Origin of the sequence: Maritimibacter sp. (genome assembly GCF_016774595.1) — a bacterium.
Lineage (GTDB): Bacteria > Pseudomonadota > Alphaproteobacteria > Rhodobacterales > Rhodobacteraceae > Maritimibacter > Maritimibacter alkaliphilus.
Window position 1 is genome coordinate 1,771,310 of sequence record NZ_JACBWT010000001.1, and the last position, 20,359, is coordinate 1,791,668.

At 58.5% G+C, this 20,359-nt stretch carries 18 protein-coding genes; 6 read left to right on the forward strand and 12 right to left on the reverse strand.

Annotated features, from left to right (window positions below; genetic code table 11):
• Window positions 1-202: 202 nt before the first annotated feature.
• From HOY44_RS09060 to HOY44_RS09075, 4 genes are all read right to left on the reverse strand, one after another.
• Entirely contained in the window at window positions 203-1,303 is a 1,101-nt protein-coding gene (locus tag HOY44_RS09060; RefSeq protein WP_287434408.1) for a glycosyltransferase, read from the reverse strand.
• Window positions 1,296-1,709, reverse strand: coding sequence for an LbetaH domain-containing protein (locus HOY44_RS09065; RefSeq protein ID WP_287434410.1), 414 nt, complete (start codon window positions 1,707-1,709; stop codon window positions 1,296-1,298). The genes HOY44_RS09060 and HOY44_RS09065 overlap by 8 nt, the downstream gene beginning before the upstream one ends.
• Window positions 1,710-2,137: 428 nt before the next feature.
• The gene (locus HOY44_RS09070; protein ID WP_287434411.1) at window positions 2,138-3,007 is read right to left on the reverse strand and encodes a phosphatase PAP2 family protein; all 870 of its coding nucleotides are present in this window, start codon (window positions 3,005-3,007) and stop codon (window positions 2,138-2,140) included.
• A 448-nt stretch (window positions 3,008-3,455) separates the two neighbouring features.
• Window positions 3,456-3,812 carry a MarR family EPS-associated transcriptional regulator gene (locus HOY44_RS09075; RefSeq protein WP_287434413.1) on the reverse strand — a complete coding sequence of 119 codons (357 nt, stop codon included), beginning with the start codon at window positions 3,810-3,812 and terminating at the stop codon, window positions 3,456-3,458.
• Between the two features lie 210 nt (window positions 3,813-4,022).
• Between HOY44_RS09075 and nusG the strand changes: the two genes are divergently transcribed.
• Window positions 4,023-4,544, forward strand: coding sequence for a transcription termination/antitermination protein NusG (gene nusG / locus HOY44_RS09080; RefSeq protein ID WP_287434415.1), 522 nt, complete (start codon window positions 4,023-4,025; stop codon window positions 4,542-4,544).
• A 22-nt stretch (window positions 4,545-4,566) separates the two neighbouring features.
• On the opposite strand, the gene HOY44_RS09085 is transcribed toward nusG, so the two are convergent.
• Window positions 4,567-5,313 carry a glycosyltransferase family 2 protein gene (locus HOY44_RS09085; RefSeq protein ID WP_287434417.1) on the reverse strand — a complete coding sequence of 249 codons (747 nt, stop codon included), beginning with the start codon at window positions 5,311-5,313 and terminating at the stop codon, window positions 4,567-4,569.
• A 232-nt stretch (window positions 5,314-5,545) separates the two neighbouring features.
• Here HOY44_RS09085 and HOY44_RS09090 point away from each other — a divergent pair, with 232 nt between their 5' ends.
• The 5 genes from HOY44_RS09090 to HOY44_RS09110 all read left to right on the forward strand — a co-directional run bounded on the left by HOY44_RS09090 (window position 5,546) and on the right by HOY44_RS09110 (window position 11,529).
• Window positions 5,546-6,244, forward strand: coding sequence for a sugar transferase (locus HOY44_RS09090; RefSeq protein WP_287434419.1), 699 nt, complete (start codon window positions 5,546-5,548; stop codon window positions 6,242-6,244).
• Window positions 6,245-6,338: 94 nt separating this feature from the next.
• Window positions 6,339-8,339 (forward strand): GumC family protein, encoded by a 2,001-nt coding sequence (locus HOY44_RS09095; protein ID WP_287434421.1) that lies wholly within the window; start codon window positions 6,339-6,341, stop codon window positions 8,337-8,339.
• Window positions 8,340-8,525: 186 nt separating this feature from the next.
• Window positions 8,526-9,089: a hypothetical protein gene (locus tag HOY44_RS09100; RefSeq protein WP_287434423.1), complete on the forward strand. Its 564-nt coding sequence runs from the start codon at window positions 8,526-8,528 to the stop codon at window positions 9,087-9,089.
• A 457-nt stretch (window positions 9,090-9,546) separates the two neighbouring features.
• Complete coding sequence (locus HOY44_RS09105) at window positions 9,547-10,053, forward strand: outer membrane protein (protein ID WP_287434425.1); 507 nt, start codon at window positions 9,547-9,549, stop codon at window positions 10,051-10,053.
• A gap of 546 nt (window positions 10,054-10,599) precedes the next feature.
• Window positions 10,600-11,529 (forward strand): LysR family transcriptional regulator, encoded by a 930-nt coding sequence (locus HOY44_RS09110; RefSeq protein ID WP_287434427.1) that lies wholly within the window; start codon window positions 10,600-10,602, stop codon window positions 11,527-11,529.
• A gap of 444 nt (window positions 11,530-11,973) precedes the next feature.
• Here the strand turns inward: HOY44_RS09110 and cas7c are convergent, their stop codons facing one another.
• The 7 genes from cas7c to HOY44_RS09145 all read right to left on the reverse strand — a co-directional run bounded on the left by cas7c (window position 11,974) and on the right by HOY44_RS09145 (window position 20,317).
• A complete protein-coding gene (gene cas7c / locus HOY44_RS09115; protein ID WP_502710687.1) occupies window positions 11,974-12,936 on the reverse strand; it encodes a type I-C CRISPR-associated protein Cas7/Csd2 in 963 nt (320 codons plus the stop codon).
• Window positions 12,899-14,662: a type I-C CRISPR-associated protein Cas8c/Csd1 gene (cas8c, locus tag HOY44_RS09120; protein WP_287434743.1), complete on the reverse strand. Its 1,764-nt coding sequence runs from the start codon at window positions 14,660-14,662 to the stop codon at window positions 12,899-12,901. Before cas8c ends, cas7c begins: the two co-directional genes overlap by 38 nt.
• 2 nt (window positions 14,663-14,664) lie before the next feature.
• A complete protein-coding gene (gene cas5c / locus HOY44_RS09125) occupies window positions 14,665-15,345 on the reverse strand; it encodes a type I-C CRISPR-associated protein Cas5c (protein ID WP_353806635.1) in 681 nt (226 codons plus the stop codon).
• Between the two features lie 351 nt (window positions 15,346-15,696).
• Complete coding sequence (gene rfbB / locus HOY44_RS09130) at window positions 15,697-16,752, reverse strand: dTDP-glucose 4,6-dehydratase (protein WP_287434430.1); 1,056 nt, start codon at window positions 16,750-16,752, stop codon at window positions 15,697-15,699.
• Complete coding sequence (rfbC, locus tag HOY44_RS09135; RefSeq protein WP_287434432.1) at window positions 16,749-17,315, reverse strand: dTDP-4-dehydrorhamnose 3,5-epimerase; 567 nt, start codon at window positions 17,313-17,315, stop codon at window positions 16,749-16,751. The genes rfbB and rfbC overlap by 4 nt, the downstream gene beginning before the upstream one ends.
• Window positions 17,316-17,497: 182 nt before the next feature.
• Window positions 17,498-18,898, reverse strand: a complete 1,401-nt coding sequence (locus HOY44_RS09140; RefSeq protein ID WP_287434434.1) for a dihydrolipoyl dehydrogenase — start codon at window positions 18,896-18,898, stop codon at window positions 17,498-17,500.
• A 96-nt stretch (window positions 18,899-18,994) separates the two neighbouring features.
• The gene (locus HOY44_RS09145; protein ID WP_287434436.1) at window positions 18,995-20,317 is read right to left on the reverse strand and encodes a calcium-binding protein; all 1,323 of its coding nucleotides are present in this window, start codon (window positions 20,315-20,317) and stop codon (window positions 18,995-18,997) included.
• Window positions 20,318-20,359: the final 42 nt, after the last annotated feature.

Below are 20,359 nucleotides of genomic sequence, written 5' to 3' on the forward strand. Positions count from 1 at the left end.
GATTTGCACCAGTTCTTAACGGAATTTCGTTCGTCATTTGGTTCTGGAAGCTCGAGTATCTGTTGCCACAATTAGCCACAGCAAACATAAGAGCCTGAAACCATTGATGAGGTTTCTAAGGAGCTCACTGCTCCATCAAACCGGGCATCACATGGTTTCTAAGAAACCTCAGTACTCTGCCGTTTGACGAATTGCGATCTACCTAAGCCCAAATGTCAGCGCAGCTTTCCGTTTCACCTAGCGCAAAGGCATAAAGAGCCCGAAAACGATGTGCGATGGCATCCCAGGTATATTTCGCTTCTGCCAACCTGCGGCCGGCTTCCCCAATAGAGTTCAAGTGCGGGAGGTCTCGCAGCGTCTCAATCAGGGCCTTTGCAAGCGCGTCCGAATCCGTCGTTACCTTTATTGCAGCCCCAGCCCGAAACGCGTCGTCCAGATTGCAGGCTTCTGTCATGAGGACCGGTTTTCCATGCGACCAGGCCTCTAAGACGGTGATCGGCAAGCCTTCAGAGAATGAAGGCAGCACGAAGGCTGAGCAATGGGCCAAAGCGGAAGATTTTTCGCTACCATACAGAGGGCCCAGGAAGGTGATTGGCGCATTGGATTGTGCAGCCTGCTGCCTGAACTGGTTCGGACCGTCATCCCAGCCAGCGATTGCAAGCTGCCAATCAGGCAGTGACGGATGGGCTTTTGTCCATGCATCTATGAGTTCGGATAGGCCCTTCTTGGAATGGAGCCGGCCCAGAAAAAGCAAAGTCGGGCGACGCGCCCAATTCGGCGGTACGTAGGTCTCTTCCGGTACCGGATCGATTCCATTGGGAATGATGGCGACGGGCGCACGGACCCCTGATGCCCGTATGGCCTCAGCCTCGGCCACATTCAGCGCATGGACGGCGGCCGAGCCATTCATGTGAGCACGCTCCAAAAGCCGTAGCGCAATATCTTTCTTGCGTTGTCCCTGTCGCAAAGCCCAAAAATCGAGCATTCCATGAGGCGATACGATCGTCGGGCTCCCCGTCTTCTTCCGCCATCGAACGGCTGCCACCGAAAGATTTGTCCAAAGGCCATGCGTATGCACGAGGCGCGCCCCGTTTGCATTCAATGTCCGAGATGCTGTCGAGAACGGTCCGAAAGACCGGACTTTGCATACCATTTCGGCTGGTGTTTCTTCCGGGGCATCATTGGTGACGAGGAAAGCCTCATGACCAAGGCGCTTCGATATTGGGAGAACAGCTGCCGGCAATCCGCCACCGCGACGCGACAGGAGGCTGCATTGTATTGCAATTTTGCTTTGATCAGGCATCTCGCTGAATCGATGTGCTGCTTTGCCCGGAGAGCACAGCATGGCCTGTCGGTATGTCTGCGCCGGGCCCAAGTCGATTGAAAGCCGTCACCCATACGCCATTTCCAAGTGTGACAGGGCGCGCGAAGAACGAAAAGGCCGGATCGGACCAGTCGTGGTTGCCCGTAAAAATGTAGGCACCTTGGCTAATGCAACAGTTGTCACCAATTCGTACCAGACAACTGTTATCGATCCAGACCATTTCACCCAACCAGACATGGTCTCCCAACTCCAGGAACCATGGATACTTGATCGTCACGCGCGGCTTGCAGACCAAACCTTCCCCTATTTTGGCGCCAAAACCTCTTAGGACAACCGCCTTCGCGCGACTCGGTATCAGACCCATGATCGCCGATTGAAAAAACATTCGGTTCACTAGGTACCAAGCAATCCTCCAAGGCATGCTACGGTTGCCTGAAATCTCGGGCTTTCGAAATAGACCCAGCCGCAAGTCGGCAATTTTTTTTGTATGATAGTTCATGTTTTGGAGTGGGTCAGTCTCTGCGTATCGTTTGAGAGGACTGGTACGGCCGGGTCACATCTGAGGCTTTGGTTAAGCGTAGTGCGTTCACGTATCATTCGTGGCAAACGACAGGGCACCTTCACCGGCCGAGCGCGAGGGTGGATTCTACCGCAAGTCATCTTTGGTACCGTTATATTCTGACGATTTGAAACAAATGGTGATAAGACTATTCGCCAAAACCTTGAAACGCCTGCTTGCTGAATGATCTCGGCACTGTTGTGTCTGCTGGGCTGTAACCCGACACCGCACTCCCTGAAATATTCGGCCACCAACTAAAACTTCATGGACGCGGTAAGCCCGACGCCACGGGACGACACCGAGGGTATAAGGTCAAACTCGCCAGCGCGACGCTCATCATAGTTGTTCAACACAACAGATCCTATGGCGAAGCCAATCAGCCCGCCGGCAACCATATCGGACACCCAATGATTATGGCCGGAAATATTTGAGACGGTCAACAAACCTGCCACAGCATACGGCCAAGGCGAATTATCATAGACACCCGAGTAGACGCGTGCGACGGCGAAATAGTGTGTTACGTGGAACGATGGCATCGCGGTCCCAAAAGCCGCGGGTCGAAATGGAATGCCCCGACGATTTCCAAAATCGAACGGGTTGGTTGTGAAATCACCCGGATCACCCACAAAGGACGACAAGCCGTCCACAGGCCGATTTCGACCCAAGAGTGGCTTCAGGACCAACTGTGACGTCATGTACGAGTACGCGATGGCCTTTGCGGACAAGGTTGCGGCAGCCTGCGCCTTTTCATCATTCGCCAGCAATCCAAACGCGTAGGTTGCCGACACACCCGCCAACAACCACTGACTTTCGGTGCTTAACCAAGATGGCCCCGCGCGCGCCAACCTTGGCAGTTTGAAGTTCTGGAACACCGGTTCGATGCTGTCCTGCCAAAACGCGGTGGTCTGACGATCGACGAGCATGAGGGCTCCGACGCCGGCGACTGACGCGGCCGTCACTGCAAAATTGTCGATTGGAAACGTCGCAATCCCACCGAGATCGGACGGGATGGTCGTGATCGCCGTATCCAGAACCCGCGCGGCTTTTTCTGGTCGTGTTTCATTCGTGTCCGAGAAGACAATCGGGCCAAACAGGCCGCGCGACGTGATCTCACGTTTTGGCATCGGGTGAGACCAAGTGTAGCCCTCGGCCGCTTTGGCCGGGGCGGACATTGCGCAGCACAGCACAATCGCGGTCCCGACGCTCTTTAGCACCCCCCGCGACAGCCGAAGTAGACTGTGCAGAGCTGAATGCCAGAAGCCCGCGATTCCTCGATCAACGCGATTTTGCACTCGCGCCAAGTCTCCCCGATCATCGCGACATGCTGCGCTGCGACAATTCCGGGCTTGTGTGTCTATTCCCTGCAAAGTGTCGACCCACTGCCTGTCAGGTTTCGTTGCGCCCAACGATACCCTCGACCCGACCCCGATCAAGCCAACGAACCTCACCAAATCCGATCTGCGTGTTTCCTGCCACATCATGTCAGAACCGCCGCAAAGTCCCTACTTTTTATAGACGATAAAAACCCCAAACCGCCGATAAGGCAAACTCCCGTGGTTTTGGATGCCAACCTCACACCTTGTCGCCCTTCGCGTCGCCCATGTCGGCCTCCAGTGCCTCAATCTCGCTTTGCAAGGCGTCGAATTCGGCGCGCTTGCGGACCAGGAACTTGCGGGTGAGCTCAGCCTTCGCGGCCAGTCCGCGTGGGGTCAGAACGTAGGCGTAGCGGCGCTTGTCCGCGGCGGCCTGGAAATTGGCGAGTTTCACGTGACCCTTTTCGACCAGGGCTTTGAGCAGATAGTTGGTCGCCCCATGGCTGATGCCCACACTGCTCGCGATTTCACGCTGGCTCATTTCCGGGTTGTCCGACAGAAGACGGAGAATTCTGAAGCGCGCATCTTCACGCAGAATGTCATCACGTTTTGCCACGGCTACCGCAGAAGAACCGGCCTCAGGCCTGATCCTCCGGTGCGTTCTTTCGAGCCCAGCACAGATCGCTCATGCGTGAACGATATCTGTCTCTGGCCGAATTACAATGGATTTTCTGCGCGTGCGACGTCGCCAGTTGCCGCCGTCCGTCTCACATGTTTCATGGGTGGCGCCGACAGGCCTGAACGCGCTGTAGGAGGACCCTGTGTGATGAGTGAACAGATGACAATGGGAGATTGGTATCTGGCGCAGACCAAGGCCAACAGTCATTTGATTGCGGAGCGGCATTTGACCCGGCAAGGGTTTGACGTGTTCCTTCCGATGACCCGCGTCACGCAACGCCGGGGGCCGCGATTCGTCTCGCGCCAACGCCCCTTGTTTCCCGGGTACCTCTTCGTGCGCGAGGCGCCCGGGTCTGCGCCGCCAAGCGCCATTGGCCATACCATCGGAGTGTTGCGGCGAGTCGTCGTCGCCGGCCGCCCTGCGCGTGTGCCCGATGATCTGGTCAAGGCGCTGCGCGCCTTTTGCGTCGGGGATGAACCGCCTGACACGCCAGCCAATGACCTGCCAGTGGGGAGCCGCGTCCGGATTGCGCATGGGCCCTTCGCGGACTTCATCGCCCGGGTGGAACGCGCGCATCCGGATGGGCGCGTGGCCGTGCTCCTAGAGGTCGCGGGACAACACCATCGCCTCAAACTGGACCGCACTCAGTTGGGGCTAAAACCGGAGTGAGGATTTGGCCGCTCGTTTGATGTCAGCGCAGGAAGAACTGCGGCAGTTTGCGCAAGTTCTTGGCTGCGATCGTCGCCGCGCCGCCCACACCATTCTCCCGCACGGCCCGCAGATCTTCGCGGGATTTGCGCCGAATCTCCGTGAAATTTCGGTTGCTCACCCCCCCCATGCGCATCTTTACGAGGGTCTCGGGGATGTATGTGGCGCGGACATCGTCCGCGCTGAACATGCGCAAGATCGCATCGTAATCTGCGGCGATTCGATAGGAGGTGTTGTAGGGGCCGATGCGCTCATACAGAGCGCGCCGCGCGTAGACCGTTGGATGCGGCGGCATCCATCCTCTGGACAACTTCCCCCTCGAATAGTCGCCCGCCTGCCAATGTCGAATGATCCGTACTGTGTCGGCTGCGGACACATAATCAAGATCGCCGTAGGTGAGATCACAGCCTGTTTCTTCAAAGGCACGAAGGATAGTAGACAGCACTGCGGGCCCGGCAAGCATATCGTCAGCATGCACAAAGCCGATGATGTCGCCCGTCGCGGCGGCCAACCCCTTGTTCAGCGCGTCGTAAATGCCCTTGTCGGGCTCGGAAACCATGCGCAGGCGTGGATCCTGAAACGCGCCCACGCGATCCTGGGTCCCATCGGTCGACCCCCCATCCATGACGAGTAGCTCAATGTCCGGGTGGTCCTGGGTGAGCACGCTTTCCAGTGCGTCCGATATGGTCTCCGCCGCATTCCAGACCGCGGTCACAACGGTTACCTTCACTGGGATCTCCTTTACTGGATATGGCTCGACGGCGCACATGGCCCGCCTGTCTCGTCAGCGCGCACGCAACAGAGCGCGAAAACGCGTCAGGTACAAGGTGGTCGTCTCGCTGGCACGGCAAAATGCATTATACCACCCCCTCCTTATTGAGAGATTGCAGGACCTTATGGACTCACCTTAGGGTGCTCTCATTGCGTGTTTTTTAGCGCGGAAGGATTATAGGGGGAAAGTTTTGTTAGATTACATTTTACGTTCAGCGCAGGAAATCCAGGCGGGACTCAGCCAATCCCAAAAGCGTGGTCGGTCCTCTTGGCGCGATGCTACCGGGCAAAAGCCGATCAAGCAAAAGGCCTACCTCGCCTTGAAGCTATTTATGGATCTAGGGCTTTCAATTATCTTGCTGCCGTTCGTCGGGCTCATTGCCACAGGCCTGCTTTTACTCAATCCGCGGTTCAACCCGGGTCCCTTGATGTTCACTCAGGATCGGCTCGGCAAGCACGGCGTGCCGTTTCGGATCTACAAATTCCGTACGATGTCGGCGGATGGCTTGGGGGAGCGTCACGCGACAGAGGCGCTTGATGCCCACCGCATCGGCGCACTGGGCGCCTGGCTGCGGCAGTCTCGGTTTGATGAGTTGCCGCAAATCCTCAACATTTTGCGCGGCGAGATGAGCTTCATCGGCCCCAGACCCGATCAGCTCGAGCATGCCGAGTTCTACATTGACCATGTGCCGCACTACGCAGGACGATTTGCGGTCCGACCCGGTATCAGCGGTCTGGCGCAAGTGACTCTTGGCTATGCCGAGGGGTTGGCGCAGACCTCTGCCAAAGCGCAAAGAGATCTGGTCTATGTGCGACGGGCGTCCTTCCTGCTCGACGCCCAGATTACCTGGCTTACACTTGTGTCCCTTGTCGCACGGGAAGGCCGCTGACGGGCGCACTGCGCCTAATTGTGAGGCCGTTCGGCTAGACAAGCCGGCGTCAACACGGGATACGTAGCCTGACAGACAAAGATGAGGTCGTCAGGTGAAAGAGGTCATGCCGTCAAACTGGACCCAGACGCAGGGCGAACATGCGGATGACGAAATCGATCTGTTGCAGATCGCCTCTGTCCTTTGGGGTGGCAAATGGATCGTGTTGGCGTTTGCCCTCCTGTTTGGCGGCGCCGCGTGGCTCTATGTCGATCACTATGTAACGCCACTTTTCACGGCTCGGGCCGTGGTTTCTTTGGAGAACCGCGAAGAAAGTGTCGTTGATCTTCAAAGCGTGACAACGGGCGTGAGCAACAGCAGCGCTTCGATTGCAACGGAAATCGAAGTTCTACGCTCGCGGTCGCTTGCGCAGCAACTCATTGACGACATGGGGCTTTCCGACGATCCTCGATTCAATCCCAATATGACGCGCGAGGGTCCTGGCCTCTCCGATGACGCGGCGCGTGACATCATGGTAGACCGGGTCCTCAGCCGGGTTTCCGTGTCGAACGTGCGTTCGAGTTACGCGTTCCAATTGCAGGCCGTGACACCGGACCCACAGCTTTCCGCGGATCTCGTTAATTCCTTGGCGGACCTTTACACAGAGGATCAGATTCGTTGGAAGGCTGAGGCCACGCAACGGGCGACCAGTTGGCTGAGCGAGCGGGTGGAGCAACTCCAGATCGAACTGGAAGCCGCCGAAAGCGCGTTCAAGGCCTTTTCCGCAAACACCACGCTGGTTTCCGCCGAAGCGCTCGAAGCCTATAACCTTCGTATCAAGGAGACCCGGGCCCGCATTTTGGAACTCGAAGCCCAAAAAAACCGGCTTGAGACCCAGCTTGCCCGCGCTGAGAGCGCGGCAGACCCCTCCGATCCGCCGTCCGGCGAGGTTGGGCCCGACCAAAGCTCTGAGGCGTTGGATGACGTCAGAGCCCAGATTGCGCAAATTGAAACCCGTATTGCGGCCTTTTCGAGATCGCTGTCCGATCAAGAGGCACAGTACGAGGTACAATCCTCCGATTTGGTCCGGTTCCAACAGCTTGAACGAGAACTCGAAGCCGCGCGCGCGATCTACACCTACTTTCTGACGCGTTTGAAAGAGACATCGGTACAGCAAGGCATTCAGCAACCCGACAGCCGTGTGTTGTCTTACGCCCCGGTTCCTCGAAATCCTTCGTCGCCAAACAAGCGTCGTACACTCGCCTTGGGTATCATCTTAGGCCTTGCGACCGGCGCAGGCCTGGTGCTGTTGCGCGAGATGGTGACCAAGAATTTCCGGACCGTTGAAGAGCTCGAGCGTCTCTCCGGACGCCCCGTTTTTGGGCAAATTCCGTTGATCCCGGGCAAAACTAGAGAAGATACTCTCAAATACCTTAAGACAAACGCAACGTCTGCACAGACAGAAGCCATTCGCAATCTTCGCACCTCGGTCCTGATGTCAAACATCGATCATCCGCCGCAAGTCATCATGTGCACTTCGGCTCTGCCAGGCGAGGGTAAATCCACCCTTTCCATTGCGCTCGGTCAAAACATGGCAAGCCTTGGGAAGAAGGTGCTGCTCATCGAGGGAGACGCGCGCCGGCAGATCTTTGGCGCGTTCGGGCTCAAAGGCGATGTCGGCGGCCTGTCTGATGTTCTCGTCGACGGCAAGCCGGTCGACGAGGTCATCGTCGCGGTCCCGGATCTAGGCCTCGACCTTCTGGCTGCGGGCAAATTGTCAACGAATTCGAGTGATGCTTTTTCCTCCGACCGGTTCCGCGACATGATGCGTGCACTGCGCGAGACGTATGATTTCATCTTGATCGACAGTCCGCCGGTCCTGCTCGTGTCTGACGCGCGATTGTTGGCAAAGCATGCGGATGCAACCCTCTTGGTTGTTCAGTGGAACAGCACGTCCCATCAACAAGTAAGAGAGGCATTGCGACAGTTCGATGTGGCTGGCCAACGGATCGACGGGTTTGCCCTCAATCGCATTGATACCCGTAAGATGAAGAAATATGGGTACGGGAAAGACTACGGCGGCTATGGATATTACCGGTCAGGCTACTACTCCTGACATGTTACGTGACCGATTGATTCGCATAAGAACTTCGCCCACTTGCCTCTGGCGCCAGGCCCTAGCGACATTGCGACATCCATTTGGACCGATTGGCCGTGTTCAGTTCAGAAATCGACCTTCTACAATGGGATGTGACCGTTGATGAGACCCTCCCAAAAACATGGTTCTGATGCTGCGATGCCCTTGACCGCACTCTTGTTTTGTCTCGCCTGCCTTCTCGCCGGCGTATCTGTTCCGCGCTCTGCGACGGCGGATCCTTTCAGATTCTGCGATCAAGTCACGCTCGAGTATTACAACCGGTTTCTTCACATAAGGTCTCCTGCCAACAATATCGGAAATGAGGAAGCGAATGCGCGACAAATCAGTTGCAGTTCCGCATATACGTTGGGCCCCGATCTTGATCTCGTTGTTGGATGGGGCGCAATGGCGTTTGATAACAGCTTCAACACGCAAGCATTCTCGCTGGGTGTGAGTTTTGAGGCTCAGTATCGGCCCGATGTGCTCGGCAACTTTGGCGTGTTTGCCGGTCTGGATGCCGGCTTCATATATGGTTACAAGGGTCATCTTCCTGCACGGTCTCTCATCGGCCCTTGGCGCGCGGGCGCGATCTCGAAATTTGGTGTTCTTTGGGATGTGCCGGACAGCGCGGTTTCGGCCTTTGTTGGCGCTCGCTATGTCCCAGCGCGTGGCGGCGCTGGCGGCGGAATCTTTGCTCCGGGTTTCGGTATCACCTATCGGTTTGACTGAGTGAGGCCTCCTCGCCAAGCCCGTCGTTGAATTGACCACCGCTGCTTCGCGTGAGACGGGTGGAGACACGGCGTTCTGGTTTGCCCAATGCATTGGCCATGTATTGCACGCCCGTCAAACGGTCATGGACCCAGCATCAAAGGCGCTCTTTGTCGCGCTCGGTCGCTGCGACCAGCATGGGTCGCTGGACACAGCGAGGATGGCCACTCGATACATAGGCAGGACTTTGCGGCGTTCCTGTCGTTGTAACCGTGCCCGCGTTTCGCTTCATCTGATAGCTGAATTGGCACAATGTCGATCGAAGCGATGTTTTCGCGCCACAATTGTGGTCTAAAATCGCCCTTTTTGCATCGAAGCCGCGGGTAAGCCCTCGATTGCTTTGCTTCGAACCGAAGAATTGTTCATAATTGCCTTGACAGACGTAGGACTCCTGCATCTGACCGAAAGGAGTAAAAAAATGGGCAGTACACTCAAGACATATGCGGTCGCGGCCGCCTTTGCGGTGACCGGTGCCGTGGCCGGCACTAATGCCGCCGCGCAGTCGCTTGACGGCTTCTATCTCGGCGCCTTCGTTCAAAACGACTTCTCGACACCCGCAATTGATGGGGCGGTCGGGGTTTGGGCCGGATACAATTACGGGGTCGGCAACGGCTTTGTGCTCGGCGCTGAAGCAGAGCTGCAGTACGACTGGACGACGACCGTGGTCGCGCCGGCAGGGTCGGCCTTTACCGGGCTTTTGAATGCCCGCGCTGGATACATGCCGACTTCGGACTTTATGTTCTATGCCAAAGGCGGTGTTGGCTTCATGTCCAGCGGTGTCGGCTTCATCTATGATTTCGGGGCCGGGGCGGAATACGCCATCGCGGATCGTTATCTTGTGCGCGGCGAGGTTGTGCGGGTCATGGGCGCAGGCATGACGCGCTCTCGCACCGACTTCAAACTGGGCGTCGGCTACAGTTTCTGAATTCCGGGCGTGGCCCCTTGAAAGGAGCCACGTCCCCCAACTGTCCTGCAGTCGCGCACGGTGCCCGCTGGCTGCGGGCCGGGTTTAGCTACGCATGACGCGTCGGGATTCGCGCCTCAATTGAACAAGCCACTTGAAGGCGTAACCCTCTGTGGATTTTCTTGCGCCTCTAGCGCATGATTGGGGCTTCCGATGTTTCAAAAACGTCCCAGAAGTCCTTTTGAGCAATCCGAGGTTATTCGGAACCATTCACACTTGGTGTCGTGCGTTGGCTCTCGCACAGGTATCTACTACGCAGCAGATAGGCTCGCGCACGCGATGACGATCTGCGAGAAGCCATCATATCACTTGCGAGCCTGAGCGTCTTGCGTTTGGCCAACAAAGGCAAGGAACAGGTCGGCCGTCGAGGCCGGGATCGAATTTGCCTCTGACGGGCATTGGCATTGCAATTCGCCAGAGGCCGGATGTGATCGGTTAACATCTTGCGTCGGCTGGCAGAATTTCGGACGTTGTATTCCTAATCGGCGATCGTTTGGGGCAGGCACTGTGGACGTAATTGATCAATTGAAAGCCTTCGTTGCCACCGCGCGGACGGGGTCGTTCACGGCCGCCGGTGAAGAACTCGGGGTATCACACCGTTTGCCCGCGAGATACGTCGCCGAACTTGAGCAAAGGCTTGGCGTTCGACTGTTTCAGCGAACCACCCGACGCGTCGGCCTGACACCAGTTGGGGAAGTTCTGTTGTCTCGCGCGCCAAAGCTGTTGGATGACTTCGATGACTTGATTTCGGAGGTTTCAGAAGAGGCGCATCAAATGAGCGGCGACATTCGTGTCTCCGCGCCGATCTTGTTCGGAGAGACGTATGTCACGGGCCTCTTGGGACGCTTCACGCGACAGTATCCTGGCATAATGGTTGACCTTAAACTTTCGGACAAACCAGCAGAGCTTGCAGAGGACGGCATAGATCTAGCCTTTATCATAGGGCGTACAGACCCGCGGCTCCTTGAAACTCGGTTATTGGGTCGGTTTCAATTTGGCGTCTTTGCAAGCCCGTCCTATCTCGACAAACACGGCACGCCACATTCCATTGCGGACCTCTCCATGCATTCGTGCCTGGGGGATTCTACGCGTCCAAGCACGCGACGGTGGCACTTCAAGCAGGACGACAAGGAGGGGTCCGTTCCGGTCAAAGTGGCATATCGAGTGAACTCGACGCGCTCCGTGCTTGATCTGGCCGTGGAGGGTGTGGCCTTGGCCTACACGCCGGAGTTCGCAGCCCTCGCCAAGGTGCAGTCTGGCGAACTCGTCCAAGTTCTTCAGGATTATGCGTGGGAATCCCAAACAGTCAGCCTTGCGCAGCTCGCTGGACGGGTCATTCCACGTAAACTTGTAGCGCTTGTCGATTTTGCACTGGAAGACGCCAAGACACATTCAGGACTTGATCCAATTGGCCCGGAAGTTGATGAGCGCGACTGACTGGACATCGAGCTCGCCTCATATGACCAAGGTCGTCGCCCTTCCGCTGTTCTTGGCATGAATCAAGATCACTGGGCGACTTCGGCGAACAAGACCGGAGTCACTCAAACTCTGACCCCGGCCCCGTGCATTTCTCTTTCAACACGACCATATAGACCGCGTGAACGAAGAGTCACCCTGAATTCACTTTCAATCCACATCCGCTGCTGCAGTCGACGACTCAAGGTTAAGGCTAGGGCTACCGCAGGCCAAGAGGGATTTGTGTGGCCGAAAGCTCGTCGTTGCCAAGTCGGACCGAGGGATCGTCCAAGCCAACTGAAAATTCGCACCTAGCCCGGCACTCTCCCAAAAACATCGTTGTGCGGCAACGCAATTGATCCGACGCTCATTGCCTTGCAATTCCGCGTTTGCCGCAGGTTCAGGTCGCGTTTGGCTAACCAAGACTCAAAACACGTCCAAAACCGAAACGCCTGCGGGAACGGCGCCGCGATCGACAGAGACCTCGTAGTCGGCAAAACCACGGGCCGGAGTTGCGGCCGACTTTCTTGCCTCGCCTATGTCCCTAACTTCAGAGCCAACACGGCGGCCAACTTTCACGAGATCAAACAATTCGTGGGACCGGCCATTGCCCAGCGCGCTTTCATGTCGAAACGCTATCAATTGGCGCGAGACCATTTCCCCATGCGATGCGGACCGCTCGAGCTCAAACATATCGCGCAATGCCGTCCAAAGCAGGGTGAGGTCCGCGTCAGAAAATCCGGTCTTTTCAGCCAGTTTCGCGTTAACGAATCCATGTGCACAGTAGAGCCCGTACGGTACAATGAACTTACGGCCCATCGTCCGTCCTTTGCTTCGATCCTTCCGGTTTGTGACCGATGATCGGATTATTGAAACCTCCATCGGCGTGATTTCTTCTACGGACCGCGCGAAAGTGATCTGAACAGGCCCCCGCACCTGACCGCAATTCACTTCTGTAGTCATCACTGCGCCAAATGTCCGGATGTCGAAAAAGGTCTCGCACATCCATTTCTGCAATTGGATCGTTTCTTCCAACCCCCCGCGGGTAGGTTTGGCACGTGGCGCAACACCCAAAGCGTTGTAAGCTCTCTCGTGCTGTTCGTTGAGCACGATATTGTTTTTCAGGTAAATGTCGTGTCCCGGCTCGCCCTCGTGGGCGGTCATCACGTAGTCGCGGACCTTTCTTTTTATCGCAACGTCGGACACCAGTCCGTGGTTTGTGTCTGGGTCCAAGCGCGGCATGTTGCCGGCGTCGGGGTCCCCATTGGGATTTCCGTTGGTCACGTCAAAGAAGAAAACGAAATCATATCGGTTCTTGAGCGCAGTCAATTTTTCCTGTCCATCTCGTTCGTCATGCCTCAATGCTTGCAGCACCTTCGATCCGGTCACGCTTGGTCCACCTTTGCTGGAAGTATCCGACTACAAATCGTGCCTGATCTTCGAGGGCCAGATGCGCTGGGAGATCGCTAGGCAAACGCTCCATCACGTTCTTCAACTCGGTTTCGACCCACGAGAAACGCGCTTTATCTCGCGCGTCATCGAAGGTATCCAGTTTGGCTCGAGCTACCGTTATCAGTCGCGGAAACGTGGCCGCGGGCGACCCCGCTGCACGCGCGAACCCCTGCCCGACGAATGAGTTTCCCAAACGCGAGTTGTTCACAAGCTGAACGCTTTCCAACACCGCGAACAGCCGGCCTAGATTGTAGGATACATCCTCAATTTCGTCCGATAGCTTCTTCGGCAAAGGATGACTTGAACTCTCGCGGTTCACATAAGCTTTGCAGACCGCCGCACGTTGATCGCTGATTTCGCCATCAACCCTGATGCTTGCAAGAGTTCGTGCCACGAACGAACGGGGAACCGCACGCCTGTTCAAAACACCCTGCAATAAGGCGGTCACGAGCGCGGGGCCGATCGCGTCGCTTCTAACCCGACCGTTTGTACGTGCAGCGCTAGCAAAGAGAAGCGGCCTCGCGGCCGGGCCTTTTAACCAATGCGCTTGGTCTAGGGCGAGATCGGCTCGAAGGCTCTCCAACGCAACTAGGAATTCCGAAATCTTGGCCTTGTACCAGTATTGAACGGAAAGCCGACCTGCGTTTGCTGACAGAACGAGTATGCAAACAACGACATCCCGGCACTGCGTGGTCAAAGAACCCATTCGCTCCCACATTTGGGCTACATCATCATCCACAGCCTGCGAGGACGTGTACTCTTTCGATCCCTTCAGACCTTTTCGCACCATGGGCTCAATGACATCCGCCTCCATAGGGCAGTCCGTGTCAGCCCAGAACACTACTGAGCAGGGACCCAGCAATAATCGGTTTTGAGACTCACGTGAGAGCAGGCTGTTCAACGCGGCGGCTGATGTGAAGGCCGCCGAAGAAGAAATCGGCGCATTCTCGCTTTGCCTGAACCCAAAGGACTCTGACACCGGCTCAGCGAAAGACACCAAAGAGGCACCAAACCCCTTGGTGCCCAAGACGCCCTTTATGCGAGGGTGAAGCCTTTCAATTGGCGTGGTTTCTCCTGTCACGAAACAGGTCCCAAGGGGTCCTGAAGACCGGCTCTCTACGATCGCCCGCGCCTCTGGTCGATCGTGAATGAACTGTGGTCCCTCGCCAAAATCAACCTCGAAGACGATATTCGAAGTCAATGCACTTTCATCAAAGCCCATCCGCGCGAACATTTCAGGAGACCAGCTGTCCACGAACCGCCGAAATGCAATCAATGCTGGATCGCTGGCCCCTTTCAGAACATTTCTGTGAAAGTCCACAAATGCTTGGTGCTCTGCCTCCGTTCGCGAGCGAAGTTTGGTACTATTGTTCTGATCCTCGCCGTTCTTCACGGCAGACGTACCTGCGCTTCCGAAAACGTATGTCCCACGATCCCAGAACAACTTTGGTTTGATATCCGCCGTCCGCTCTCCAGCCGGTACGTCTTCCAGAACAGGCACTTTGCCGTCTTCGATCACTCGCCTTCTGTCGATCAACTGCACTGGCATGCCGTGCTCGTCGATGCGGAGCGACCAAGAGATGCGTTCTCGCGTATATCCAAAAGGAGGTACATCACCGGCGGCTCGCAAGCGCTGGTAAAGTCTCGCCAAGGAGGAGAGCACAGTCAACGCAGGTCCCCGGCAACACGTGCGGCCGCGACATCCAGAACACCGTCAACCAACTCGGCCTTAAACAGAACTGCTCGGCACTCATGCGCATAGTCAAGGTCGTATAACATCCAACCGAGATCCTGCCGGCCTCTGACCTGAGACATCGGTGTTTCTTCGATCAAATCGAAATTTGCTTCAAACTCCCTCAATCCGAGGCTGGGTCTCTGAAAACACTGCCCCTTTCGGGCACGCCGACGAAACGTTTCTGCGTGTTGTGCGGCAGAGTCGTTCTTTGCCTTTCCGGTCATCTCGAAATGCCCTTCAATCACATAGTCAACATCTCGCAGCACTAAGGCTCTGCGCTGTTGTCTTTGGCTGGAGGCGTCTTGCGCGACCAGTGCTGGATCCTGCAAAGCCATGGCACGACGGGCCGTCTTCCACGACACTTTCGATGAGATTTCCGTCTTCCGCAGAGACTCGAACCGTATCTCGTTCAAAACCACAATGCGATCTACGACCCACCGAATTGCGGGCTTCCAATGAATGGCCTCAAGTATTCCTCGGGCAGCAGACGGCGTCATGACGTCGTAGGACACCCTTTCTACCTTGAATTCCGGTCGCGTGAAGCATGCGTAATCGCCCCAAACCCTCAGCTTCACACCATAACCCACGCCGCCTGCCCTCTTCGGCCTCACGAATCCGGATACCAACCAAGCTCAAATGCCGAGCACCTAGTCCCAATCATAATCTGCCCCGGTACGCCGCAGATATCAAATGGCGAGTTCTGCGCCAGGTAAGCTGCACAACGGCGCAATGTCGGCAGAATGGTTCGCTTCAGCGCAGCCCAAAGGCCGTGCCAGTCCGGTCTCTTTGACCACAGGCGACATCGATAGGTCCGCCATCGCGCCTAGCTGACCTTGCCTTCTTCCCCAAGCTTTTCTGTCCCCCGACGACGGCCGTAGTTCATGGGCATCAACGTCGACTGTCCAAGGCGTCAGCACTTGAGAATTGCGGTCCTGAGTTGATGGTGCGGATGGGATATACGTTCACACGCCAAGCTCAAAAACGCCCGCTCCCAGCCGTCGTCCCACCCCATCGCGATCCAGAAGCGCCTGCCACCAGTCGCGGTTGTCGAGATACCAGCGCACCGTCTTTTCAAGCCCCTCCTCGACCGTCACCGAGGGGCGCCAGCCCAGCTCGTCCCGGATGCGGGTCGGATCGATGGCATAGCGGGCATCGTGGCCCGGGCGGTCCGCGACGAAGGTGATCTGGTCGCCGTAGCTGCCCTCTTTCGGCGCCATCCGGTCGAGAATCGTGCAAAGCGTGCGCACGAGGTCGAGGTTCGAGCGTTCGTTTTCGCCGCCGATATTGTAGCCGCGGCCAATCGCGCCCTTTTCGAGAACCAGAAGCAAGGCGTCGGCATGATCCTCGACATAAAGCCAGTCGCGCACGTTCGACCCATCGCCGTAGATCGGGATCGGCTCGCCCGCCAATGCTTTCAAGATGACAATGGGGATCAGCTTCTCTGGGAAATGATAGGGGCCGTAATTGTTCGAGCAATTCGTGAGAACGACCGGCAGACCATAGGTTTCGTGCCACGCGCGGACGAGGTGATCGGACGAGGCTTTGGACGCCGAATAAGGCGACCGGGGGTCATACGGCGTTTCTTCCGTAAACTGCCCCTCGGGGCCAAGCGACCCGAACACCTCGTCCGTCGAGATGTGGTGAAACCGGAACGCCGGGTCGCGCCCCTGCCCGTCCCAATACGATCTGGCCGCTTCGAGCAGGTTGAAGGTGCCCATGACATTCGTTTCGATGAAGGTCGCGGGGCCGTCGATGGACCTGTCGACATGGCTTTCGGCGGCCAAATGCATGATCGCATCCGGGCGGTGATCGGACAGGACGCGGTCGAGCGCGGGCCTGTCGCGGATATCGACCTGTTCGAAGGCGTATCCCGGCGCATCGGCCACCGAGGCCACGTTGTCGAGACAGGCAGCATAGGTCAGCGCATCGAGGTTCACGACCTGATGCCCGCGCGAAATCGCAAGGCGCACCACGGCGGACCCGATGAAACCAGCGCCGCCCGTGACGAGGATCTTCAATTCGTTCCCATGAAACGAAAGGGGTTATCGAGCTCCGACAGGTAAGGCGCAGTCGCGTCTTTCTTCGAGAGGATCGGCGGCTCGGATAGCGGCCACTCGATGGCGAGGTCAGGGTCATCGAACCTAACCGCTCGACTGCATTCTAACGCAAAGTAGTCTGAGACCTTGTAAATAACCTCAGTGTCAGGCTCGAGTGTCAGAACCCCATGGAGGAACCCACGCGGTACGAAAGTTTGTTTGCCGTTCTCGGCGCTCAGTTCGACCCCGACCCATTGGCGAAACGTCGGGCTGTCGGCCCGGATGTCCACGGCCACATCGAACAGCCGCCCGCGCCCGCACCGCACCAGCTTGTCCTGCGCGAAAGGCGGGGTCTGCATGTGGAGGCCGCGAAGCGTGCCCGCCGTGGCCGACACCGAATGATTGTCCTGAACGAAGTCGATATCGACGCCGGCCTCGGCCAGTTGGCGGCGGTTCCACGTTTCGGCGAAGAAGCCGCGGGCGTCGCCGTATCGCTCCGGCGTGAAGACGAAGACACCGGGTATTTTCGTCTCTTCAACCTTCATTCGTCCCACCCGTCCTTGCGCACCGGGCGCGCCCGGTAAGTATCTTCGACGGCGCGATTGTACGTCGGCTCAATCAAATGTGTAAAATAGCGCCCAAGCATGTCGGGATCATGTCTGCACCGCAACGTGACGCCGGTTCAAGCCTGAATTCCGCGCCGCAGAAACCGGTTGCGCGGTCCGGGTCAGATCCCGGGTGGATTGCCGGTGTCGCGATCACCCGGCAGGTCGAGCGGAACGGCACGGCAGATTTCGCGCAACGCACCGCGCAGCCCTTCTTCGACCGTGGGGTGGTAGAACGGTTTCGACAATAGGTCGCTCGCCGTCATGCCCGCATCCACCGCCCAGGCGATGAGATGGCCAAGGTGATCGGCGCCGGGGCAGAACAGATCGGCCCCGATCAGTCGTCCGTCCGGGGCGGCGGCGTAGAGCTGGGCGAGCCCGACATTGCGCGCTTCGACCTTGGCGCGCCCCTGATCGGTGTAGTCGGCGGTGCCGATCTGCGCGCTGTCGTCCGGCCCCTGCCCGATCGAGACGAGCGGCGGATCGGTGAAGGTGATCGTGAACCGGGGGGACCGTGTGGCGTGGGTGAGGTCCGGAAAGGCCGCCGCGTTGCGCCCGGCTACGGCGCCCTCTGTCGATGCCTCGTGCAGGACGGGCCGGTTCGCGTTCGCATCCCCTGCCAAGAATATCGCGCTGTCACCGCACCGGAGCGTTTCCGGGTCGACGTCCGGCAGCCCGTTGTCGTCGAGGTGAAGCCCCGACGCGGACAGGTCGAGCCCGTCGAGCGACGGCGGGCGCCCTGTCGCCACGAGCACGCGGTCGAACGTGTCGTCGCCGCCGTCCCAGACAAGGCGAATGCCGCCCGCCACGGCCTCGGGCTTCACGTCTACGCCAAGGAAAAGGTCCATGTCCTTGGTGAGTTCCGCCTTCAGCGCGTCGTGGATCGCATCACACCGGGCCCCGGCGATCGTGTCGCCTTGGTCGAACACGCCCACACGGACGCCGAGGCGCGCGAAGGCCTGAGCCAGTTCGATGCCGATGGCACCCGCCCCGATCACGGCGAGGCTTTTGGGAAGGTCGGCTTGTTCGAACACCGTCCGGTTGGTCAGCACGCGATCCCCGCCGATGTCGCGAAAGGGCGGCGGGACCATGGGGTCCGATCCGGTGGCTATGACGATGGCATTCGCCGCGACCTTTCGTCCATCGTCGAGCGAAAGCTCGCCCGGTCCGGTGAAGCGCGCCTTTGCCCGGATGCAGGTGCCATCCGGCAGATCGTCGAAACCCGCACGGGTCGCGGCGGCGAAGGCATCGCGTTCGGCCCGGACCCGCGCCATAACGGCGGCGCCGTCCACGGACACCGACGTTGACACACCGAAAAGCCCAGCCGTCCGCGCGTCATGGGCGCGGTGCGCCGCAGCGATCAGCAGTTTCGACGGCATGCAGCCCACGTTGGCGCAGACCGTTCCGGCGAAATCCGGGTCGATCAGAAGCGTCTTGGCCCCTTGTGCGCGCGCGCTGCGTTCCGCGGCGATTCCTGCCGTTCCCGCCCCGATCACCGCGACGTCGCATGTCAGGTCCGCCATTTCGCCCTTTCTCCCGGTCAGTGTCCGGAGTTTCGATTGCGAAAGACAAACCGCCGCGCGCCGCCTGCGGTTCCTGGCTTTGATGGCGACGAAGGGTCAGGCGAAGATGTCGGGCGTCACATCGACCAGCACGTCGGAGGCCGTCGCATCGACCGCGCCCCGCAGGATCGGGACGATCTGACCGTCGACCGACACCTGCGCGTCGAGACCGTCCGGCGAGGGCGCGACAGTGACGGTCAGGTCGCCATGGTCAAGCTCCGGGTTCAAAGACACGCGCAGAAAATCGAGGCCGGGTTCGAAATCCATGACCTCGGCGGCCCCGATGCCTTCGCCTGCGTCATGGTAGACCCAGAACGTATCGAGCCCTTCGCCGCCCGTCGCTGTGTCGTGGCGATCCATGATGAGCAAGTCGTCGCCCGCGCCACCGTCGAGCGAATCGGACGCACCGTCGACGTGCCAGCCGAAGGCGTGGCGTTCCCAAGCAACCTCCTCCTCCACCCTGCCATTATGGTCGATGATGTCGTCGCCGCTGCCGCCGAACAGTGTATCGGCACCATAGCCGCCCGCGATCCGGTCGTTGCCCGCGCCGCCGTCGATCCAGTCGTCGTCGGAGGTGTCGGCACCCGCGTCGTCATGCGACCCGCCGAACAACAGGTCGTCGTCCGTGCCGCCGAGCAGCGTGTCGTCGCCCGCGCCACCGTCCATGAAGGCGGGCATCGGGCCGTCTGACAGAACATCTTCGCCCGCCCCGCCGAACAGGGCGGCGGTGCCTGTCGTGGCTGCAAGCTGGTCGTCCCCGTCACCGCCGAAGGCATAGGTTGCCGCATTCCCGAGCACGATCGTGTCGTCACCGCCGGCGCCATCGACGACCGTCAAAGCCCCCTCGGTGTCGATGATCGGAGTCCCGTCGAACGTGTCGAGCGAACCCTCGCCCGCGCCATCCTGCGGCAGCACGACAAGCGATGCTTCGTCGTCCAGCAGGTAATCCTGCGTGTCCGAGACCTGATCGCCAAGCCAGCCGGGACCGATGCTGAAGTCGGATTCGCGCTCGATAAGGTGCTGCAACGTGCTCCCATCCCCGCCGACCCCGCCTTCACCGGGCACATCGACAGGGTCGAGCACGGTCGCAGGGTCCACCCATTCATCGATCACCGGCGCCTCGTCGTCTTCGTTCGGGGTGAGGATCGTGTCGGGGTCGACCTCGGCACCGGCATAGGGGTCGGGATCGTCGGTGATCGGTTTCAGGGGTGAGGTGCCGCCATTGGCGGTTTCATCGTCGAGAAGCGAGGCGAGGCTTTTGGGCGGGGCTTCGTCGGCCTCTGCTTCGTCATCCCCTGACGCATCGTCGCCCGCCCCCGGAAAGACATCTCCGAGGAACAGAAGCGGCAACAGGCCGAGAAGGATGAGCACGACACCCATGACAATACCGATCAATGACCCCGGGCGGAAACGTCAGCAGCA

Excerpts from the sequence above, each read along its gene's own strand:
- HOY44_RS09060 (WP_287434408.1), bottom strand. The coding sequence starts at position 1,303 with ATGCCTGATCAAAGCAAAATTGCAATACAATGCAGCCTCCTGTCGCGT.
- HOY44_RS09065 (WP_287434410.1), bottom strand. The coding sequence starts at position 1,709 with ATGTTTTTTCAATCGGCGATCATGGGTCTGATACCGAGTCGCGCGAAG.
- HOY44_RS09070 (WP_287434411.1), bottom strand. The coding sequence starts at position 3,007 with ATGCCAAAACGTGAGATCACGTCGCGCGGCCTGTTTGGCCCGATTGTC.
- nusG (WP_287434415.1), top strand. The coding sequence starts at position 4,023 with ATGAGTGAACAGATGACAATGGGAGATTGGTATCTGGCGCAGACCAAG.
- HOY44_RS09105 (WP_287434425.1), top strand. The coding sequence starts at position 9,547 with ATGGGCAGTACACTCAAGACATATGCGGTCGCGGCCGCCTTTGCGGTG.
- rfbC (WP_287434432.1), bottom strand. The coding sequence starts at position 17,315 with ATGAAGGTTGAAGAGACGAAAATACCCGGTGTCTTCGTCTTCACGCCG.
- HOY44_RS09140 (WP_287434434.1), bottom strand. The coding sequence starts at position 18,898 with ATGGCGGACCTGACATGCGACGTCGCGGTGATCGGGGCGGGAACGGCA.
- HOY44_RS09145 (WP_287434436.1), bottom strand. The coding sequence starts at position 20,317 with ATGGGTGTCGTGCTCATCCTTCTCGGCCTGTTGCCGCTTCTGTTCCTC.